Annotated in this window: 17 protein-coding genes and 1 pseudogene; 7 read left to right on the forward strand and 11 right to left on the reverse strand. The window is 64.4% G+C overall.

The window, feature by feature from the left end; all coding sequences use genetic code 11:
* Position 1 precedes the first annotated feature (1 nt).
* From IPM60_16060 to IPM60_16070, 3 genes are read right to left on the reverse strand one after another with little or no spacing between them, the layout of a single operon-like run.
* Positions 2–850, reverse strand: coding sequence for a sulfotransferase domain-containing protein (locus tag IPM60_16060; GenBank protein ID MBK8909325.1), 849 nt, complete (start codon positions 848–850; stop codon positions 2–4).
* Positions 847–2,469 carry a tetratricopeptide repeat protein gene (locus IPM60_16065; protein ID MBK8909326.1) on the reverse strand — a complete coding sequence of 541 codons (1,623 nt, stop codon included), beginning with the start codon at positions 2,467–2,469 and terminating at the stop codon, positions 847–849. The genes IPM60_16060 and IPM60_16065 overlap by 4 nt, the downstream gene beginning before the upstream one ends.
* A 30-nt stretch (positions 2,470–2,499) precedes the next feature.
* The gene (locus IPM60_16070; GenBank protein ID MBK8909327.1) at positions 2,500–3,348 is read right to left on the reverse strand and encodes a sulfotransferase domain-containing protein; all 849 of its coding nucleotides are present in this window, start codon (positions 3,346–3,348) and stop codon (positions 2,500–2,502) included.
* Positions 3,349–3,547: 199 nt separating this feature from the next.
* Between IPM60_16070 and IPM60_16075 the strand changes: the two genes are divergently transcribed.
* From IPM60_16075 to IPM60_16090, 4 genes and pseudogenes are all read left to right on the forward strand, one after another.
* Positions 3,548–4,132, forward strand: coding sequence for a DUF3576 domain-containing protein (locus tag IPM60_16075; protein ID MBK8909328.1), 585 nt, complete (start codon positions 3,548–3,550; stop codon positions 4,130–4,132).
* A 46-nt stretch (positions 4,133–4,178) separates the two neighbouring features.
* Positions 4,179–6,757: pseudogene (locus IPM60_16080) on the forward strand (leucine--tRNA ligase).
* The gene (locus IPM60_16085; GenBank protein ID MBK8909329.1) at positions 6,744–7,271 is read left to right on the forward strand and encodes a hypothetical protein; all 528 of its coding nucleotides are present in this window, start codon (positions 6,744–6,746) and stop codon (positions 7,269–7,271) included. The pseudogene IPM60_16080 and the gene IPM60_16085 overlap by 14 nt, the downstream one beginning before the upstream one ends.
* The gene (locus tag IPM60_16090; GenBank protein ID MBK8909330.1) at positions 7,268–8,290 is read left to right on the forward strand and encodes a DNA polymerase III subunit delta; all 1,023 of its coding nucleotides are present in this window, start codon (positions 7,268–7,270) and stop codon (positions 8,288–8,290) included. Before IPM60_16085 ends, IPM60_16090 begins: the two co-directional genes overlap by 4 nt.
* Positions 8,291–8,369: 79 nt before the next feature.
* Here the strand turns inward: IPM60_16090 and IPM60_16095 are convergent, their stop codons facing one another.
* The 6 genes from IPM60_16095 to IPM60_16120 are packed head-to-tail and all read right to left on the reverse strand — an operon-like array spanning position 8,370 to position 14,392.
* Complete coding sequence (locus IPM60_16095) at positions 8,370–9,338, reverse strand: ParB/RepB/Spo0J family partition protein (protein ID MBK8909331.1); 969 nt, start codon at positions 9,336–9,338, stop codon at positions 8,370–8,372.
* A complete protein-coding gene (locus IPM60_16100) occupies positions 9,338–10,120 on the reverse strand; it encodes a ParA family protein (protein MBK8909332.1) in 783 nt (260 codons plus the stop codon). Before IPM60_16100 ends, IPM60_16095 begins: the two co-directional genes overlap by 1 nt.
* Positions 10,121–10,138: 18 nt before the next feature.
* Entirely contained in the window at positions 10,139–10,789 is a 651-nt protein-coding gene (gene rsmG / locus IPM60_16105) for a 16S rRNA (guanine(527)-N(7))-methyltransferase RsmG (GenBank protein ID MBK8909333.1), read from the reverse strand.
* 10 nt (positions 10,790–10,799) lie between these two features.
* The gene (gene mnmG / locus IPM60_16110) at positions 10,800–12,704 is read right to left on the reverse strand and encodes a tRNA uridine-5-carboxymethylaminomethyl(34) synthesis enzyme MnmG (GenBank protein MBK8909334.1); all 1,905 of its coding nucleotides are present in this window, start codon (positions 12,702–12,704) and stop codon (positions 10,800–10,802) included.
* A gap of 45 nt (positions 12,705–12,749) precedes the next feature.
* On the reverse strand, positions 12,750–14,081 hold the full coding sequence (gene mnmE, locus IPM60_16115) for a tRNA uridine-5-carboxymethylaminomethyl(34) synthesis GTPase MnmE (GenBank protein MBK8909335.1): 1,332 nt from the start codon (positions 14,079–14,081) through the stop codon (positions 12,750–12,752).
* A 47-nt stretch (positions 14,082–14,128) separates the two neighbouring features.
* Positions 14,129–14,392 (reverse strand): hypothetical protein, encoded by a 264-nt coding sequence (locus IPM60_16120; protein MBK8909336.1) that lies wholly within the window; start codon positions 14,390–14,392, stop codon positions 14,129–14,131.
* Between the two features lie 182 nt (positions 14,393–14,574).
* On the opposite strand from IPM60_16120, the gene IPM60_16125 reads away from it, so the two are divergent.
* Genes IPM60_16125 through IPM60_16135 form a run of 3 tightly spaced genes read left to right on the forward strand, consistent with a single transcriptional unit; the run spans position 14,575 to position 18,123 of the window.
* Entirely contained in the window at positions 14,575–16,605 is a 2,031-nt protein-coding gene (locus IPM60_16125) for a thioredoxin domain-containing protein (GenBank protein MBK8909337.1), read from the forward strand.
* Between the two features lie 19 nt (positions 16,606–16,624).
* Positions 16,625–17,149, forward strand: a complete 525-nt coding sequence (locus tag IPM60_16130; protein ID MBK8909338.1) for a methylated-DNA--[protein]-cysteine S-methyltransferase — start codon at positions 16,625–16,627, stop codon at positions 17,147–17,149.
* Positions 17,146–18,123 (forward strand): quinone oxidoreductase, encoded by a 978-nt coding sequence (locus IPM60_16135; protein ID MBK8909339.1) that lies wholly within the window; start codon positions 17,146–17,148, stop codon positions 18,121–18,123. Before IPM60_16130 ends, IPM60_16135 begins: the two co-directional genes overlap by 4 nt.
* 138 nt (positions 18,124–18,261) lie before the next feature.
* On the opposite strand, the gene rho is transcribed toward IPM60_16135, so the two are convergent.
* Positions 18,262–19,518 (reverse strand): transcription termination factor Rho, encoded by a 1,257-nt coding sequence (gene rho, locus IPM60_16140; protein ID MBK8909340.1) that lies wholly within the window; start codon positions 19,516–19,518, stop codon positions 18,262–18,264.
* A gap of 314 nt (positions 19,519–19,832) precedes the next feature.
* A complete protein-coding gene (gene hemJ / locus IPM60_16145; protein ID MBK8909341.1) occupies positions 19,833–20,270 on the reverse strand; it encodes a protoporphyrinogen oxidase HemJ in 438 nt (145 codons plus the stop codon).
* Between the last annotated feature and the right edge of the window lie 13 nt (positions 20,271–20,283).

A 20,283-nucleotide genomic window follows, 5' to 3' on the forward strand; every position in this document is an offset into this window, starting at 1 on the left:
TCTAGACCAGCAAGGCGCCGGAAGGGGAAAGGTAGCCGAGCTCGATCATCATCGGCCGGTGGCGGTCGAGGATGCGCGCCGCCTGCTCATCGGTCAACGCATCGCGCCAACCGCCGCTCCTGCCGCTGCGAAAAAAGCGCTCGGCCGGCGGCGGGCGCTCGCGGAAGCCGGCCGTGGCCTCCTGCGCCGCTAGCGTGGGGAAGGCGCTATTGCGGATGGCGCGCTTCAGCTTGCGGCGGTCGCGCGGCAGTTTCAGGAACGCGATCACGCTCTCGAACGCCGTTGCCGGATGCGCGACCATGTCCTCGTAGCGGAGCACCACCTTGGGAAGACCGCGCACGTGGCGCCAGCTTCGCACATGCGCGCTCCAGTCGCCGATGAACTGCGGGACCTGACCGTCGCCAGGCGGCACCCGAAAGCTCTCCAGACAGACGAGATCGATGGCGGTATCGATGCTGAGAGCGTTATGAGCGGCGTAAGAGACGGCGACGTCCAGCGGATTGCGCACTACGTAAACGGCGCCGGCGGTGACGTCGGGGGTGATCGTCGGGACGTTGCCCATCAGCGCCAAAACGCTGTGCGTCTTGACGAATACCGGCCCCGCCCGCGCCTTGGCGAAGTGGCGATGGACCTGGGGACGCAAGCGATTGAAGTCGGCGCCGGTGAGCGACGAGGCCGGCCGACCGGAAATTCGCTCGTAAGGTTCGGCCCGCATGTCGGCGAACGAGAAAGACGGCAGTCTGTTGATGTCGAATGCCTCGTCGCCGCCGCTCGTGTAATTGGCGAGAAAGGCGCGAAGCCACGTGTTTCCGGATTTGGGATAGGACGCCAGCCAGACGATGCCGCTCATCGAGGCCGATCCGGTGCAAACATCGTCGCGAGGCGGTCGCGGACCCGCCGGACCACTTCGTCCCAGTCGCCGGGCGACCGTTGCCGAAAGAGGCGCATGGTGGGGTACCAGGGCGTGTCTTCGCGCTCGGTCAGCCAGCGCCATTCAGAGACATGGGGCACCAGCATCCACACCGGACGTCCCAGCGCCCCCGCCAAGTGCGCGACGGCGGTGTCCACCGAGATCACCAGATCCAGTTGCGAGATCACGGCGGCCGTGTCGGCGAAATCCCGAAGGTCCGGCGCCAGATCAATGACGGAGCCGGCCGGGAGGGCGTTTGGGTCCGCGGCAGCGTCGCCAACCTGCAGGCTGAATGTGGCGCAACCCTCCATCGCCGCCAGAGGCGCCAGCGCGGTCGCGGGCATGGAGCGGTTGCGGTCGTTGTGGTGGCGCCGGTTGCCGGCCCATGCGAGACCAATTCTGGTACCGTCGCACCGGGCGAGCCGCGCCCCCCATTCAGCCGCGAGAGCCTCTTCCGCGAACAGGTACGGGATGGCCGCAGGGATGGTCTCGAGCCGGGTGCCGAGCAGCCGCGGCAGGCTCATCAGCGGTGCATGCACATCGAACGCCGGAAGCGGCTCTCCCTTGATGACCAAATGTGCGACCGCCGCGTTGGTTTGCGACCGAAGCGAGGCGAATAGCCGCGCTAGCGGTTTCTGGCATTCCAGCACCACTCGGCCGCCGCGCCCCGTCACCACAGCCGCGTAGCGGACGAACTGAATGGCGGAACCCAGACCCTGCTCGGCGTGGAGCAGGATCGTGCGTCCACAGAGATCGGAGCCATTCCACGGCGGCTGCTCAAAAGCCCGGGCAGGCGTAGTGAAGCCGGCGTTGCGCCAGCGCCACTCGTATTCCTCCCAGCCCTCCGCGAATCGCCCCAACTGCAGAAGCAGGGTGGCGCGGTTGCCGTGCGCCTCGGCCAACTCGGGATTGATGGCAATGGCGCGGTCGTAGCACTCCAGCGCTTCGTCATAACGCCCCATGTCGTGCAGGATCCGACCGAGGTTCGAGAGCGCGGGGGCATGACGGGGCTGGACCGAGAGCGACCACCGATAGGCGGCGGCGGCCTCGTCCAGTTTTCCCTGCTCCCGCAGCGCGCTGCCGAGGTTGTTGCGGGCGGCCACATTCTCTGGTCGCGCAGCGAGAGCCTGCCGATAGGACGCTTCCGCCGCCTCCGCTTGTCCCTGGCGCATGAGGACGTTGCCTAGGTTGTTCAACGCGTCCGAGTGTGTGGAATCGAGAGTGACGGCGTGACGGAGGCTTGCGGCGGCGGCGTCGAGGCGACCCAGGGCGAGAAGAACGGCGCCCAGATTGCTATGAAAGGCGGGATCGTCGCCGTTGAGGGCGATGGCCCTGCCAATCAAAGTCAAGGCGCGGTTGTGGTCCCCACGCTGGTGGTGGACCACGCCGAGCAAATGCAGGGCCTCTGCGTTACGCGGGTCACGGCGCAGCACGTCCGTATAGCGTCGGACCGCCCGATCGAGGCGCCCCTGCCGGTGGTCGCGCACGGCTTCGAGCAGCAACGCGCCGATGCTGCCGGCGGAGGCCGCTCTGCGGGTGCCTGTGGTTGCCTTGGCCATGCGCTCGTGCCTTCGTATCCGGCGTGGCTGCTAGACGGCAATGCGGCCGTCGGGCGCCAGATAGCCCAGTTCTTGCATCATCTCACCATGATGGTCTGTGATCAGCCGCACGTCCCTTTCACTCAACACGCCGCGCCACACCCCTGTCCGGCCCTGGGCAAAGAACCGCTCTGCGCTCCGGGAGCGCTCGATGAAGCCGGTCGTTCTCTCCTGGCGGGCCAGTTCGGTGAAGGAGCTGAAGCGGACAGCCATCTTGAGGCGCTTGCGATTGCGCTGCAGACGGAGGAAGTCGATGATTTCTGCGAACGCGGCGACGGGATCGGCGGACAGATCCTCATAGCGCACCACCTTGTGATAAAGGCCGGGCGCCCGCAGCCATCCGCCGACGTGGGTGCTCCAGTCCGACAGGGTCTGAAGGATGTGGCCGGACTTCGGAGGGATCTCCAGCCCCTTGAAGCAGATCGCCTGCGCGGCGCGGTCGAGCGGAAGGCCGTAATGGCGGGCGAAAGAAATCACCATGTCCAGCGGGTTGCGAACCACGTAAACGGCGCCGAACGTGACATGCGGGGTGATCGTTGGGATGCCATCGATGCTGGAGAGGCGGTTGTGGGTTTTGACGAACACCAGCCCGTCGCGGGCGCCGGCAAGGAACTGGTGAACGCGCGGTCGCAGCCGGTTGATCTCTGCCCACGACAGGTCCTGCACCTTTCGTCCGGACAGTCGCTCGTAGTACTCCGCGCGCATGTCGCCGTAGACAAAGTTCGGCAGGCTGTTGATGTCGACAGGTGTATCGCGGCCGGAGAGGTAGTTGGCGAGCAGCGCCCGCACCCACGTATTGCCGGATTTGGGGAACGAGGCGAGCCAGACGATCTGGGTCAAGAGCCGTGTCTCTTTCGCGAAAGCCGTTGGACGGAGCGGGATCGCTTCGAAAAAATAGTCGAGCCTGACGGTTCCGACCAGGGAGATCGGGGGCGCTTCGGCGGCCCCGCCCGATGCACCCGCGACAGAGCCGATTGTGCAACGGTGCGTTGTCGCGCTATCAATGGCGCCGGCGGATTGGAATCGTTTAACACGAGCAATGATGATGAAGTGTGTGGTGGTGAAAAGCAGGCGGGCGGCGGCGGGGCGTGTCCTTGGCGCGATGGCGCTTTGCGCTGCCCTGGTGACCGGCTGCTCCGACGCCAAGGTCGAGGGCGAATACCCGACCGGCCTGCCGAGCGGTCAGACGCAAGGCAACCCCTATGCCCAGCGGGATTCGATCTTCGGCGAAGGCGGCCTCGGTTACGACTTCAGCGGCGGTGGCAGAGGTGACGCGCCAGGAGACGGCGGCGGCGGCGGCATTGGCGTCAACAGCTTCTTGTGGCGGGCGTCGCTGGATACCATCGCGTTCATGCCGGTGAACTCGGCCGATCCGTTCGGTGGCGTGATCATCACCGACTGGTACACGCCGCCGGAGACACCCGACGAGCGGTTCAAGATGAATGTGTACATCCTCGGCCGTTCGCTGCGCGCCGATGGCGTCAAAGTCGCGGTTTTCCGACAGGTGGACGAAGGCACCGGCGGCTGGCGCGATGCGCCGCTGCCGAGCGAGACCGCTACCAAGATCGAGGACGCCATCCTGTCGAAGGCGCGTCAACTGCGCTTCGAGGTTCGTCAGGAGTAGCCTGGCCTCTCGGAACCCGTTCCCCAGTCAATCTTTGCGAGAGCGAATGTCGCGATACAACTTCAAGGAGGCCGAGGCCAAGTGGCAGGCGGTCTGGGAAGACCTCGGTTGCTTCCGCGCCGTCGAGGACCCGGACCGGCGCAAGTACTACGTTCTGGAGATGTTCCCCTATCCGTCAGGGCGCATCCATATGGGGCATGTCCGCAACTACACCCTCGGCGACGTTGTCGCCCGCTTCATGCGCGCCCGCGGCTACAACGTTCTGCATCCCATGGGCTGGGACGCATTCGGGTTGCCGGCGGAGAACGCGGCCATGGAGCGGGGCATCGACCCGAGGGTGTGGACGGACTCCAACATTGCCGCTATGCGCGGTCAGCTCAAATCCATGGGCCTCTCGATCGACTGGTCGCGGGAGGTTGCCACCTGCAATGTCGACTACTATCGTCACCAACAGCGGCTGTTCCTGGATTTTCTCAAGGCTGGGCTCGCATATCAGCGGGAATCGTGGGTCAATTGGGACCCGGCCGACAATACTGTGCTGGCCAACGAGCAGGTCATCGACGGCCGCGGCTGGCGTTCCGGCGCTCTGATCGAGCGCCGCAAGCTCAGCCAGTGGTTCCTCCGCATCACCGCGTTCGCCGACGATCTGCTCGCCGCGCTCGACCGGCTCGACCGTTGGCCGGAGCGGGTGCGGCTGATGCAGCGCAACTGGATCGGCCGGTCCGAGGGGGCGCGCGTTTCTTTCGAACTCAAAGGGCGTGAGGACCGGCTGGAGGTGTTCACCACCCGCCACGACACCCTGTTTGGCGCATCGTTCTGCGCTCTATCGCCAAACCACCCGCTGGCAGCGGAACTGGCCGCATCGGAACCGGCGCTTGCCGAATTCATCGCCCGCTGCAGTCGCCTGGGCACCAGCGAGGAGGCGATCGAGACGGCCGAGAAGGAAGGCCACGATACAGGGCTGCGCGCGCTCCATCCATTCGTCGGCGGCTGCGAACTGCCGGTCTACGTCGCCAATTTCGTGCTGATGGAGTACGGCAGCGGCGCCATCTTCGGCTGCCCGGCCCACGACCAGCGCGACCTGGACTTCGCCCGCAAGTACGGGTTGCCGGTGTTACCGGTCGTGGCGCCGCGCGATGCGGACCCGCGCGCGTTTTTGATCGGCGACGAGGCCTATACCGGCGAGGGGGTGCTGATCAACTCGGCGTTCCTCGATGGCCTGGAAGTGGGGGCGGCCAAGGAAGAAATGTCACGCCGGCTATTGGAACTCGGTGCGGGCGAACCGATGACCAACTATCGGCTTCGGGATTGGGGTATCTCGCGACAGCGCTACCGGGGTGCCCGATCCCTGTCGTGCACTGCACGGCCTGCGGCGTCGTTCCGGTGCCGGAACAGGACTTGCCGGTGGTGCTTCCCGACGACGCGCGCTTCGATGTGCCCGGCAACCCGCTCGACCACCACCCCACCTGGAAGCACGCCGCGTGCCCCACTTGCGGCGGTCCGGCCCGGCGCGAAACCGACACCATGGACACATTCGTCGACTCTTCCTGGTACTTCGCGCGCTATTGTTCAGCTCAAGCCGATGTGCCGGTGGATCGCGACGCTGCCGACTACTGGCTGCCGGTCGATCAGTACGTGGGCGGCATCGAGCATGCCATCCTTCACCTTCTCTATTCGCGGTTCTTCGTCCGCGCCATGCGCCAGACGGGCCACGTCGACATGGACGAACCATTCGCCGGCCTGTTCACGCAAGGCATGGTGTGCCACGAGACCTACCGCGACCCGGGCGGGAAATGGCTGTTCCCTAAGGAGGTGGAACATCGCGACGACGGGGCCGTGCTGCGGGTCGGCAGCGGCGAGCCGGTGACCGTCGGCCGCTCGGAGTCCATGAGCAAGTCGAAGCGCAATGTGGTCGATCCGGAAACGATCATCGACATCTACGGCGCCGACACGGCACGGCTGTTCATGCTGTCGGACACCCCGCCGGAGCGCGACCTGGAGTGGAGCGAGGCCGGCGTCGAGGGCGCCTGGCGCTTCGCCAACCGCCTTTGGCGGATGATCGATGCTCCTGGGGATGCCGTCGTTGCCGTCGATGGCGAGCAGCCGGAGCATTTTGATCCGCGCGCCGACGGATCGGAAGCGGCCGTGGTTTTCCGGGAGATGCACAAGACCATCGCCCGCATAACCGACGATCTGGAGAAGTTCGGCTTTAATAGGGCGGTCGCGCGGATCCGCGAGTTCGCTAACGTGCTCGGAGACTTCCACGGCGATGACGCAGCATCCGCGTGGGTGCGGCGTCGGGGACTCGAGACGCTCGTCATTCTGGTCGGGCCGATGATGCCGCATTTGGCGGAGGAAATGTGGCAACGCCTCGGCCATGACCGCCTGCTTGCCGACACGCCGTGGCCGGTTGCGGACCCGGCGCTCCTGGTGGACGACACCGTGACCGTGGCGGTGCAGGTCAACGGCAAGCTGCGCGGCACCATCGAGCTTCCCAAGGACAGCGCCGACGCAGACGCGCGAGCGGCGGCGCTGGCCGTTCCCACCGTCTCCAGAGCCATCGCCGGCGGCGAGCCGCGTAAGGTGATCGTCGTGCCGAACCGGATCGTCAATGTGGTTCTTTAGAACCGGCGTCGTCGTTCTGCTACTCGCCGCCGCCGGGTGCGGGTTCCGGCCCATGTACGGCGGGGCAGGCGACCCGGAGGACGTCCTCGGCGAGCTGAGCGAGATCAAGGTCGCGGTGATTGCGGACCGCAGTGGTCAACAGATGCGCAACGCTTTGATGGACCTTCTGACTCCTCGTGGCGTGCCGGCGACGCCGCGCTATCTGCTGGAGGTGGATCTGGACGAAGTCATCAGCGAGGTCGCCGTGGAACGGACTGGCCTTGCGACGCGCGCGAACCTCAGCGTGGAGGCCCAGTTCAAGCTGGTGGACAACCGGTCGGGCGTCGTGGTGCTCAGCGATCGCAGCTTCGCTACGAGCAGCTATAATCTTCTCGACACGGCCCAGTTTTCGACGCTGACGTCTGAGAACGACGCGCGGCGCCGCACTATCGACCGCATCGCGCGGGAAATCCGCACGCGTCTCGGGGTGCATTTCGCCTCGGATCATGCCGCGGTGGCGGACAGTCTCAGGTGATCGTCCGGTCGGCTCAGGCCGATGCGTTCGTTCGGGAGCCCGATAACAAGATCCGCGCCATCCTGTTCTACGGGCCAAACGCCGGACTGATTGCGGAGCGCGCGGAGGCCGTCCTTCGCGCCATCGGCGTCGATCCTGGCGATCCCTTCGCGGTCGTCGAACTGAGCGTTGCAGCATTGACCTCGGATCCGGCACGCCTCGCCGACGAAGCGGCCGCCCTGCCCTTCACCGGCGGCGAACGGGTGGTGCGCGTCTGCGGCGCTACGGACGCCGTCGGCGCGATAGTCGGCGCTTGGCTCCACCAGACGCCTGTCGCGGGACGAGCGATCATCGAGGCCGGTGAGTTGACCAAAGGCTCGGCCCTCCGCAAAGCCGTCGAGAGCGCCGGCAATGGAGCGGCGGTTGCCTGCTACGTGGATGACGGCCAGGCCCTGATCCGCCTTGTACGAGAGGTTTTGGCGGAGGGGGCCAAGGGCATTTCCGAAGATGCAGCCGAGGCGCTCGCTCGCCACCTTTCTCCCGATCGGGCGCAGGCACGGCGGGAGCTGGAGAAACTGGTTCTGTACGTGGGGGCCGCGCCACGGATCGAGCTTGCAGACGTTGTCGCCTGTATCGACGATAACGGCGCCGCCTCGCTTGACGCGGCGGTCTTCGCCGCGTGTGATGGCGACGCCCGCATCCTCGATCGCGAGATGGAGCGGCTTTTCGCCGGTGGGGCGCAGCCGGTAATGGTGATCCGTGCAGCGGCGCGCCACCTTCAGCGCCTGTTGCAGGCCGCTGAGTTGGTAGAACAGGGGCGCAGCGCCGAGCAGGCTATGAGCGCTCTAAGGCCACCGGTCTTCGTCATGGTGCGCCAGCGGTTTCAGCGTCACTTGCGACTGTGGCCGTCAGGCCGGCTGGCGCCGGCCCTGCATGTTCTGTTGCAGGCGGAATTGGACTGCAAGACCACCGGGCTGCCGGGCAACGCCGTCTGTCACCGCGCGCTGATGCGCCTCGCCCAGGCCGCGTCCACTGGCTGAGGCCCCAGAGGCCGTTCGTTTCGTTCAAGAAACGGGTCGTTTCGCGAGCGGGATGATTTTACGTAAGTCGACCCTGTCGTTACGACTCCGAAACGGAGTCGGCGGAACCGGCATTGGGTGCGGTCGGCTCGGCGCTGGTGGCCGAGGCATGCGGAGAATTGCGCACCACAGCGGCGCCTGCGGCCTGGGTCAGGCGGTGCAGAATATCATCCAGTTGTTCCAGGGAGCGGTAGTGCAGCGTGAGGGACCCGCCGCCGCGGTGGAGGCGCATCTCAACGACAAGGCCGAGGAGGTTGCTCAGGTCGCGCTCTAACGATAGCGTATCTGCATCCTTTTCCTTGGGGCTCCGCGGGTGAGCGCCCGTCTTGCCTTGCTCCATCGCGAGTCGTTCGGTCTGCCGCACGTTTAAACCCTGCTTGACCACCCGCCGCGCCAGTTCGGCGGCATTGGCCGCGCCGAGAAGGGCGCGCCCATGACCCGCCGACAGAGCACCCGATTCCACCAAGCCCTTGACCTCCTCCGGGAGGCTGAGCAGCCGGACCATGTTGGCGACGTGGCTGCGGCTCTTACCGAGGCGCTTCGCCAAGTCTTCCTGGGTGTGAGAGAATTCGCTCATCAGGCGGCTGTAGCCGAGCGCCTCTTCAAGCGGCGACAGGTTCTCGCGCTGGAGGTTTTCGACCAACGCAATTTCTAGCGCATCGCGGTCGTCCAGGTCCTTGATGACTACCGGGACTTCGTAAAGCCCAGCCATCTGCGCCGCTCGCCACCGGCGTTCCCCGGCGATGATCTCGAACATGGTCGGGTCATCGCCGTTGCGGCGAACCAGCAACGGCTGCAACACGCCTTTTTCGCCCACCGATTGCGCAAGCTGCTGCAAGTCCTCGGGGTTCATATGACGACGGGGCTGCAAGAGACTGGGCGCCAACAACTCGACCGGAACCATATTCGGTCCATGCAAGCGGTCGAGACCGGCGTAATCCCCGTCATCCTCTCCGAGCAGAGCGGAGAGGCCTTTTCCCAGTTGCTTTCGACGGTTATCCGTCGCCATCAGGCCGCGGCCGGCGCCAACCGCTCACGCTTGAGGACCTCGCCGGCAAGGGTAAGGTAGGCGCGGGCGCCCGCCGACTTCAAGTCGTAGACCAAAACTGGTCTGCCGTGCGACGGAGCTTCGGAGACGCGGACGTTGCGCGGAATGACGGTGCTGTAGACGGTCTCGCCGAAAAAGCTGCGCACGTCGTTGGCGACAAGCGTGGACAAGTTGTTGCGGCGGTCGAACATTGTCAGCACGATGCCCTGTAGGGTTAACAAAGGGTTAAAAAGCCGCTTTACTTTCTCGACTGTCCGCACAAGGTGGCTGATGCCTTCCAGCGCGAAGAATTCACACTGCAAGGGGACGAGCACTGAATCCGCAGCTACCAGGGCGTTGATGGTCAGCAACCCGAGGGCTGGAGGACAGTCGATCAAAATGTAATCGTAGGTTCCGAGACTGTCCGCGAAGGCGTCCTTCAGGAAAAATTCCCGGCGTTCCATCGGGACAAGTTCAATTTCTGCGGCCGCAAGGTGCACGCCCGAAGGAACGATCCGGAGGCCGGGGACAACTGTCTCGATGGCGGCGTCGGCAAGGGTCTGGTTGCCTATCAGGACGTGGTAGGTGCTCTTCCGGCGCGCAGAGCGATCAACGCCCAGGCCGGTGCTGGCATTGCCCTGAGGGTCGAGGTCGAGGATCAGGACGCGCTTGTGCACCGCCGCGAGAGCCGTCCCGAGGTTTATTGCAGTCGTCGTTTTGCCCACTCCGCCCTTCTGATTGGCGATGGCGATGATTCGCGGCATTGCCAGCGGAGACCTCCCTTACCAACGACCTCCACGCCTGTGGAGGCCCTCGATCTTGACGATGCGGCCGGAGCGATCACTCCGACTCTCGATCAATGACACCGTCATCTTCCATCGTTCCTCGCACGCCGTCAATTCCGCCGCCGCGGCGGCGCCTTTCAGGAACAAACAGGTTCCGTCGCTCGCCAGCAATCTTTCAGCATATTCAAGGAGTTTTAACAACGGCGCGCAGGCGCGGGCGGTGACGCAGTCGACGCCTGTGAGCGGGAGGGTTTCAATGCGGTCGTGATGAACGGCAACCTTCGTTTGGGTGATTCGCGCTGCTTCCTGAAGGAACGCACATTTGCGCGCACTGCTCTCGACCAGATGGACTTCGGCGTCCGTCAAGATCGCGACGATCAAGCCAGGAAGACCGGCGCCGGTACCGAGATCGACGACAACAGGGCGGCCGCCCGGCAGATGCGAGGCGATTTGGGCGCAGTCGAGGATGTGGCGGCGCCAGGGATCGTCAAGGGTGCGGGCGCCGACCATGTTGATGCGGCGGCACCAGGTGCGCAACAGGTCGACGTAAGCGGCCAAGCGCGCCATGGTCACGTCATCGGCGGCGATGAGGCGCTGGCAAGCGTCGGGAGCCAGGGGTGTTTCACGTGAAACACCCTGACCGGTCATGATCGGCGGCTCATGGGAGGGCTGCCCGCGGCTCCGGCTCTTCGCGATCGCGCCGACGCACGTAGCGCAGCAGCACGGTCAACGCGGCCGGCGTGACGCCGGGAATGCGCGAAGCTGCCCCTAAAGTCGCCGGTCGCACTTCGCGCAACTTGCTCCGGATCTCCGAGGAGAGGCCGGGGATCGCCCCGTAGTCGAGGGCGTGGAGAAGCTGCAGAGACTCGTCGCGATTGAATGCGCGGATATCGGCCTCCTGCCGCTGCAGGTAGCCTTCGTAAACGGCCTCGCTTTGCAGGTGTTCAGCGACACTCGCCGGCACGCTCGCAAACTCTGGCCAGATCCGTTGTAGCGCAGAAGCATTAACGCCGGGATAACGCAGCAGCGTCCAAGCGCTCTGTCGCTTGCCGTCACCGGCGACCGCGACGCCATGCCGCATGAGATCAGCCGGAGCCGCGGCCAATCTCCGCATGAGCGCCTCGCACCGATCGATTTCCGCAAGCTTCGCCGTGAACGCACGCCGTCTGGCCTCTCCCGCAAATCCGCCGGCCACCGCCTTCGGCGTCAGGCGGCGATCGGCGTTGTCGGCGCGCAACGATAGACGGTATTCGGCGCGCGACGTGAACATCCGATAGGGTTCAGTGACGCCCAGGGTCACCAGATCATCGATCATCACCCCGATGTAGCCTTCGCTGCGGTCGATCAGGAACGGGGCTCCCCCGGCAGCCTTCTGCGCAGCATTGACCCCGGCCACCAACCCCTGGCCGGCAGCTTCTTCGTATCCTGTCGTGCCGTTGATCTGGCCCGCGAGGAAGAGGCCCGGCACACGCAGGGTTTCCAGGGTCGGCGTCAGTTCCCGGGCATCAACGGTGTCGTATTCGATGGCGTACCCGGGGCGGACGATCGCTGCCCGCTCCAGCCCCGGGATGGAGCGCACGAAGGCGGCCTGCACATCGCGCGGCAGCGACGTTGAAATGCCGTTGGGGTAGACAGTCGGATCATCCAGACCCTCCGGCTCCAAAAAGATCTGGTGGCGTTGCCGCTCCGCGAAGCGCACCACTTTGTCCTCGATCGAGGGACAGTAGCGCGGCCCGACGCTGGATATCTGGCCCGAGTACAGCGGCGCCCGATGCAGATTGGCGCGGATGACAGCGTGGGTGTCCGGGGTGGTAGCGGTGATGTAGCACTGGATCTGCGCGGTGGTGATCGCCGTGGTCAGAAAGGAGAACGGCTGTGGCGGATCGTCCCCCGCCTGCACGTCCAGACCCGCCCAGTCGACGGTGCGTCCATCGATGCGCGGCGGCGTACCGGTCTTCAGCCTCCCGCGACGAAACCCCAGTCGCTCCAGCGTCGCGGCCAGTGCGATCGCCGGCGCATCACCGACGCGGCCACCAGGAGACTGATGCTCGCCGGTATGAAGGACGCCTCGAAGGAAGGTGCCGGTGGTGAGCACCACGGCACCTCCCTTCAGGTCTTCACCGTCCGCCAACCGGACACCGCAGACCCCGCCGTCCCTGTTGATCAGGATGTCGTCCACACCGGCGGCGTGGATCGAAAGATTTTCGTGTTCGGCGAGCACCGCCTGCATGGCCGCCTTGTAAAGCTTGCGGTCCGCCTGTGCCCGCGGCCCGCGCACCGCTGGTCCCTTGCTTCTGTTCAGGATCCGAAACTGTATCCCGGCACTGTCGATGGCGCGCCCCATCAGCCCGTCTAGTGCATCCACCTCGCGCACCAACTGCCCCTTGGCCAAGCCGCCGATCGCCGGATTGCAAGACATCTCGCCGATGGTTTCCAGCCGGTGGGTCAGCAGAAGGGTTCGGGCTCCAATCCGAGCTGCAGCAGCCGCCGCCTCACAGCCCGCGTGTCCGCCGCCGACGACGATCACGTCCAAGCCAGTGGTCGGCCCCTTGATCCGCGCCATGAAATCTAACCTGCTCTGGTGATGGTCATTGCCGCGCCGCGCCGCTCACTTGCCGATGCAGAAATCCTTGAAGATCACGTCCAGCACGTCTTCCACGTCGACGCGGCCGGTGATGCGCCCGAGCGCCCGCGCCGCCAATCGCAAATCTTCCGCAGCGAGTTCGTTGGACGAGGCGCATGCGCTGCTCTTGAGGGAGGCTCGACACTCCTCGAGCGCCTGGCGATGGCGAATCCGGGTGAGTTGCGGGGCTTCGCCGGCTTCGAAGCGCCGCCCCACCTCCTGCTCCAACACCTCGACGAGGCGATCCAGCCCATCGCCGTTGCGGGCCGAAATTTGCAAGGCAGGGTGACCCAGCACCTCAACCGGCGATCCCACGTGCCCAAGATCGCATTTGTTGATCACGGCGACGCTATCCCTTTCCAACAGATCCGCCGCCTCTGCGTCGAACCTTGGCCATACCGCGCCATCGAACACCACCAGCCGCAGATCCGCCGACTCCGCCGCGTGGCGGCTGCGGCGCACTCCCTCGGCCTCGACGTCTGCATCGGTGTCACGTAGTCCGGCGGTGTCGCGCAGCACGACCGCGTAGCCACCCAAATCCAGATGGACCTCGATCACATCGCGGGTCGTGCCCGGCTCGCTGGAGACGATGGCGGCCTCCCGCCGCGCCAGCCGGTTCAACAGCGTGCTCTTGCCGGCGTTGACCGGCCCGAGAATGGTCACGCACACCCCGTCGCGGATGCGCTCCCCGCGCCGGTTGTCGCCGAGGTGCTGCTCGATCTCTTCGGTGAGGATAGCTGCATCGACGGCAACCCGGTCATCGATCGAATCCGGCAGATCCTCGTCCGCGAAATCAATGTGCGCCTCCAGGTGCGCGAGCGTTACCAGCAGCCGGTGCCGCCAGCCATCATAGAGCGCCGCCAGTTCGCCCTGCATCTGCCGCAGTGCTTGGCGGCGTTGCGCGCTGGTTTCCGCCTGGACCAGATCGGCGAGGCCTTCGGCAGCCGTCAGGTCCAGCTTGCCGTTGTCGAACGCGCGGCGTGTGAACTCACCAGGGGCGGCAGGACGCAGGCCCGGGCAGGCCGCTAGTGCCTGCAGGGTATCGGCAACCACCGCGACCCCGCCGTGCACATGCAACTCGATGACCTCCTCGCCGGTAAAGCTTGCCGGGGCAGGAAAACGAACCACCAAAGCCTCGTCGACAGTGTCGCCTTCCGTTCCAACGATTCGCCGCCGGACGAGACGCCGCGCCGGTAAATCGCGCCCGCCGCACAATGTTGTCGCCGCGCGGGCAGCTTCCGGACCCGAGACGCGAATGACGGCTATGCCGGCTCGTGATCCGCCCGAGGCCAGGGCGAAGATCGTCGTGGGTGTCATCGAGGAAGGGCGCTGTCTCCTGAAATTCAACGCGGCGCCGAACCGGTTCAGCCGGGTGTGTCTTCACCCTCTTTGCGACCCATGGCGGCGCCGACCCGTCCCATGACGAACTTCTGCCACGCTTCCAGGCCCTGCATTCCGGCTGGAAGCCACATCCTCACGACGGCATCCGGCTCCATGACGGACAGCGCCTTGCGCATCCGTTCCTCGACTTCCCCCATCATCGCCTTCTGCATCGGCTGAACGTCAGGGAGGCCGAACAGAACTCGCGCCTCCTCCGGGGTCAGATCGACGTCCATGTGCATTTTCATGAAACAAACCTCCATGACACTCGTGTGGAAACAAGTACGCCCGCAAAGATCTCCATAAACTAATTATGGTTGTCGTTGGCCGCAGCGAGCGCAAACTAAGCAAGCAGCCGCTTCGGCGCAACATCCTCGTCGCCCGGCTCGCGTTATCGCGTTCCCTCGGTACACCACAAGCGCGGAACAGTATGAATCGCCTCTCTTCCGAGACCAGTCCTTATCTTTTGCAGCATAAGCACAATCCCGTGCATTGGCGCGCCTGGAGTGAAGACGTCTTGCGCGACGCGAGACAGGCCGACAAGCCCGTGCTGCTATCGATCGGCTACGCCGCCTGTCACTGGTGCCACGTAATGGCACACGAAAGTTTCGAAGATCCGGAGATCGCCCGGGCGATGAACGACCTGTTCATCAACGTGAAGGTGGATCGCGAAGAGCGGCCGGACATCGACGCCATCTATCAGTCGGCCCTCGCGCTGCTCGGCGAGCAGGGGGGCTGGCCGTTGACAATGTTTTTGACCCCTGAGGGCGAGCCGTTCTGGGGCGGAACCTATTTTCCTCCCGAGCCGCGCTACGGCCGCCCGGGGTTTGGAGACGTGCTGCGGGCGATCTCCGACGTGTACCACAACGACCCGAGTCGCATTCGGACCAATGTCCAGGCGCTGCGCGACGGCCTCAGGCGGCTGTCGTCGCCTCAATCCGGCCCTGGCTTGACCTTGGCCATGCTGGATCAGGCCGCGGCAGCCGCTGTGCGGCTAGTTGATCCGGCGCTCGGCGGCACCGCGGGGGCGCCCAAGTTCCCGCAGCCGGTGTTCTTCAGGTTCCTGTGGCGCGCCTACAAACGCAGCCGTGCGGAAATGTATCGGGACGCCGTGCTGACCACGCTGCAACACATGTGCCAGGGCGGAATCTATGATCACGTCGGCGGCGGCTTCGCCCGCTATGCCACGGATAGTCGTTGGCTAGTGCCGCATTTCGAGAAAATGCTCTACGACAACGCGCTCCTGGTCGACCTGATGACCGAAGTGTGGCTCGACACTCGCGATCCGCTGCTTGCGGTGCGCATCGCGGAAACCATCTCGTGGTGCCTCGCCGATCTTCGCGTCGACGATCCGTCCGGCTCTGATTTCGCTTTCGCCGGCGCCTACGATGCCGACAGTGAGGGCGTCGAAGGCAAGTACTACGTGTGGAGCGAGGCCGAAATCGACGATTTGCTCGGCAGCGACGCGGCCCTGTTCAAGGCCGCCTACGACGTGTCGCGGAGGGGGAACTGGGAAGGCCATACCATCCTGAATCGCTCCCACGCTCCCGCGTTGCGTTCGGAGGCGGATGAGGAAACGTTGAGAAGATGTCGACAGGTGCTGCTCGAAGCGCGGCGGAAGCGGGTTCCGCCGCTCCGTGACGACAAGGTGCTCGCCGATTGGAACGGCCTGATGATCGCGGCGTTGACGCGCGCCGCCGCCGTGTTCGACCAGCCGGCCTGGCGCGACGCGGCAGAGGCGGCGTTTCGGTTCATCAGTCGTAATCTGAGCGCCGGCGAACGGCTGTTGCACGCTTGGTGTGCCGGCTCGTCGCGGCATCCTGCGGTGATCGAGGACTACGCGTCGATGGCGCTGGCGGCTGTCGCCTTGTTCGAGACGACGGGACGGCGGGACTACTTGGCGCACGCCGAGCACTGGGCGGCGATCGCTGACCGCTATTACTGGGACCCGATGGATGGCGGCTACTTCCAGTCGGCCGATGACACGACGGACGTCTTCACTCGTGCCAAGACCATTGCCGACCACGCCACACCCTCCGGCAACACGACAATGCTCGAAGTGCTGGCGCGCCTCTATCACCTGACCGGCAACCAACACTATCGGGCGCGCTGTGATGCGATGATCGTCCTGTTTTCCGGCAACAATCCGCAGTATCTGATCGCCGTGCCGGGATTGTTGACGAATTTCGAGTTGCTGGAGCGCGGTGTACAGGTGGTCATCGTCGGCGACCGCGACGATGCGCAGGCGGCCGCGCTGCGCCGAGCGGCGGTTCGTGCTCCGACACCGCTCAAGATCATCATGCCAATCTCATCGGGCGCCGAAGATCTGCCGTCGTCGCATCCGGCCAAAGGGAAAGGCATGGTCGACGGCCGAGCGACGGCGTATGTTTGCATCGGCTCGACGTGCGGGCTGCCGATTACCGAACCGGAGGTCTTGCTCCAGCACCTCGACCATCAGTAGGACGCGCCCTATGACTGCCATGTCTTCGCCCCTTCCCGCGCTTCGCGTCATTGTCGCCACGCCTCTCGGCGAATTGGCGGCCACAGAACGTGGCGGAAGCCTTGTAGAGATGCACTGGAGCGAGGATGAGCCTTTGCCGCCGCCTTCGGCGCTTCTCGAGGACGCGGCGGACCAGATCCGATCGTACTTTGACGGCACCCTGAGGGAATTCCACTTGCCGCTCGATCCCTTCGGCAGCGCGTTCGATCGGCGGATCTGGAAGGAGATCGCAGCCATCCCCTACGGCGGCACCGCAACGTACGGAGACATCGCCAGACGCCTTGAAACGTCGCCTCGTGCCGTCGGCGGGGCCTGCGCCCGCAACCCGATCGTGCTGGTGATCCCTTGCCATCGCGTCGTCGGCACGACCGGCAAGTTGACCGGATACTCTGGCGGCAACGGCCTCACCACCAAGGAGGCTCTACTCGATCACGAACGATCGCCGGGTCGCGCCTTCGAGCTCGGAGCGGGCACACGACCGTCGCAGCACAGGAGGGCATCGTGAGCTACGCCATCCGCATCCATGAAACCGGCGGCCCCGAGGTTCTGCGTTGGGAAAACGTCCCCGTGGACGACGTGGGTCCAGGGCAGGTGCGGATTCGTAGCTCCGCTGTAGGGCTCAACTTCATCGACACCTATCATCGCACCGGCCTCTACCCGCTGGCGAGCCTGCCGTCCGGCATCGGCATGGAGGGAGCGGGAGTGATCGAAGCGGTCGGGGAGGGTGTCGACCGCCTGAAGCCAGGAGACCGGGTCGCCTGTGCCAGCGGACCGGTGGGGGCGTATGCCGAGATACGACTGATGCCGGCGGACCGGGTGGTTAAGCTCCCGGACGCGATCTCTGATCAGACCGCCGCCGCAATGATGCTGAAAGGCATGACCGCAGAGTACCTGCTGCGTCGGACCTATGCCGTTCAGGCCGGTGATGTCATTCTTCTGCACGCGGCTGCCGGCGGCGTGGGGCAGATCGCCAGCCAATGGGCGAAACACCTCGGCGCCATCGTCATCGCGACCGTCGGCACCGACGATAAGGCGGATCTGGCGCGCGCTAACGGTTGCGATCACGTCATTGTCTACACACGGGAGAACTTCGTCGAGCGCGTGCGCGAGATTACCGACGGGCGCGGCGTCCCCGTCGTCTACGACTCGGTCGGCAAGGCCACGTTCGAGGGCTCCCTGGATTGCCTCCGTCCCCGCGGCATGATGGTGAGTTTCGGCAACGCCTCGGGACCGACCGGGCCGATCGATCCGCTCATCCTGTCGGCCAAAGGCTCTCTCTACCTGACCCGCCCGACCCTTGTGACCTACACGGCGACGCCGGATGAGCTACAGGCGAGCGCCAGCGCGCTGTTCGATGTGGTCGCGGCCGGGCACGTCAAGATCGACATCGGCCAGACTTACCCATTAAAGGAAGCCGCCCAAGCCCACCGCGACCTGGAGACACGAAAAACTACCGGCTCCACGGTTCTGCTGCCGTAATCGTTCAAGTCTGACGCCGGACACATCCGGCGCTGGTGCAGCGGTGCGTTCAAAGAATGCACGGTCGCTGCACGCAACCGATTGATTTCGGTGCACGATCTGACCCAGTCAGATGTACCATCTGACTGGGTCTGTACACTAGGCGTTCATCGCCTCGAAGAAGTCGGCGTTGGTCTTGGAGGAGCGCAGCTTGTCGAGGAGGAACTCCATGGCGTCGGTGACGCCCATCGGCATGAGGACGCGACGCAACACCCACATTTTCGACAAGGTCGCCTTGTCGACCAGCAATTCTTCCTTGCGGGTGCCCGACTTGGTGATGTCGATGCTGGGCCAAGTGCGCTTGTCGGAGAGCTTGCGGTCGAGAATGATCTCGCTGTTACCGGTGCCCTTGAACTCCTCGAAGATGACCTCGTCCATGCGCGAGCCGGTGTCGATCAAGGCCGTGGAGATGATCGTCAGCGATCCACCTTCCTCGATGTTGCGAGCGGCCCCGAAAAAGCGCTTGGGCCGCTGCAGCGCGTTGGCGTCGACACCGCCGGTCAGCACCTTGCCGGATGACGGCACCACGGTGTTGTAAGCGCGCGCCAGTCGGGTGATGGAGTCGAGCAAGATCACCACGTCGCGCTTGTGTTCCACCAGCCGCTTGGCCTTTTCCAGGACCATCTCTGCGACCTGGACGTGGCGCGACGCCGGTTCATCGAACGTGGAACTGACCACCTCGCCTTTTACCGACCGCGCCATGTCGGTCACTTCCTCAGGCCGTTCGTCGATGAGCAGCACGATCAGGTAGCACTCCGGATGATTGACCGCGACCGAATGCGCGATGTTCTGCAGCATCACGGTCTTGCCGGTGCGCGGCGGCGCGACGATCAGCGCGCGCTGGCCCTTGCCGATCGGCGTGATCAGATCAATGACGCGGCTGGTGAAATCGCGACCATTGCCGTTGTCGGCCTCCATCTTGAAGCGGTTCTCGGGATAAAGAGGGGTCAGGTTGTCGAAATTGATACGGTGACGGACATCGCTGGGGTTGCCGAAGTTGATGGCGTTGACCTTGAGGAGCGCGAAGTAACGTTCACCCTCCTTGGGAGAGCGGATCTCGCCCTCGACGGTATCGCCAGTGCGCAGGCTGAAACGCCTAATTTGACTAGGTGAGACGTATATGTCGTCCGGACCGGGAAGATAATTGGCTTCAGGAGAACGCAAAAATCCAAAGCCATCCTGAAGAACTTCGATAACACCATCTCCGAAGATGGCGACCTCATTTTCCGCCAACTGCTTGAGGATTGCGAACATCATCTCTTGTTTGCGCAGAGAACTTGCATTCTCTATTTTCAGATCCTCTGCATATGAGAGCAGATCTGCTGCCGGCTTGGACTTTAGCTCCTTAAGATTCATTAAACACTTCCCAGAATCCATACTGACATGGAGGGGTTGCCAAACGGCACGGACCGGAACGGCTGATGGCGGTGGTGAGCTCGGTTCGTGGAGGTTTGACAACGGACGGGACGGCGAAGTTTCGCGCTGCAACGGCCACAAGATTAAGTTGAGCCGTCTTGCCTGTGGAAACTCGCGTTTGGAGTACAATGCCTCAGGTGGCCGCAAAGTGTCAAACAAAGAATTCGGCGCAAGATTCCGGGGCGGGGTGAAAGCCGCCATGCTCCGCCCGCAGCCTCGCCGCAGAACAAGCGCCGCCATGTAAGCTGGCAGCGCTAAAACGGCTTTACAATCACCAGGATGACGATGCCGATCATCAGGACGGTCGGAACCTCGTTCACCATCCTATAGAACTTTTCGCTGTGCACGTTGTTGTCAGTTGCGAACGCCCGCCGCCATCGCGCCAGCATCATATGAAACGCAATCAGGACGACGACGAGGGCGACCTTGGCGTGCAGCCAGCCTTCGCTGACAAGGGCGTCGATGAAGACCTGCCAGATCAAAATGATCCCGGTGACGATCGAGGCAATCATCGCCGGGTTCATGATGATGCGCAGCAACTTGCGTTCCATGACCTTGAAGGTCTCCGAGGCATCCGATCCGACCGCCGTCTGGGTGTGATAGACGTAAAGCCGCGGCAGATAGAACAACCCGGCCATCCAGGCGATGATGCTGATCACATGCAGCGCCTTCATCCAGAGGTATGCGTCCATGGCGATTTCCTCG

This window comes from Rhodospirillales bacterium, assembly GCA_016710335.1.
GTDB lineage: Bacteria > Pseudomonadota > Alphaproteobacteria > Rhodospirillales > Defluviicoccaceae > JADJXQ01.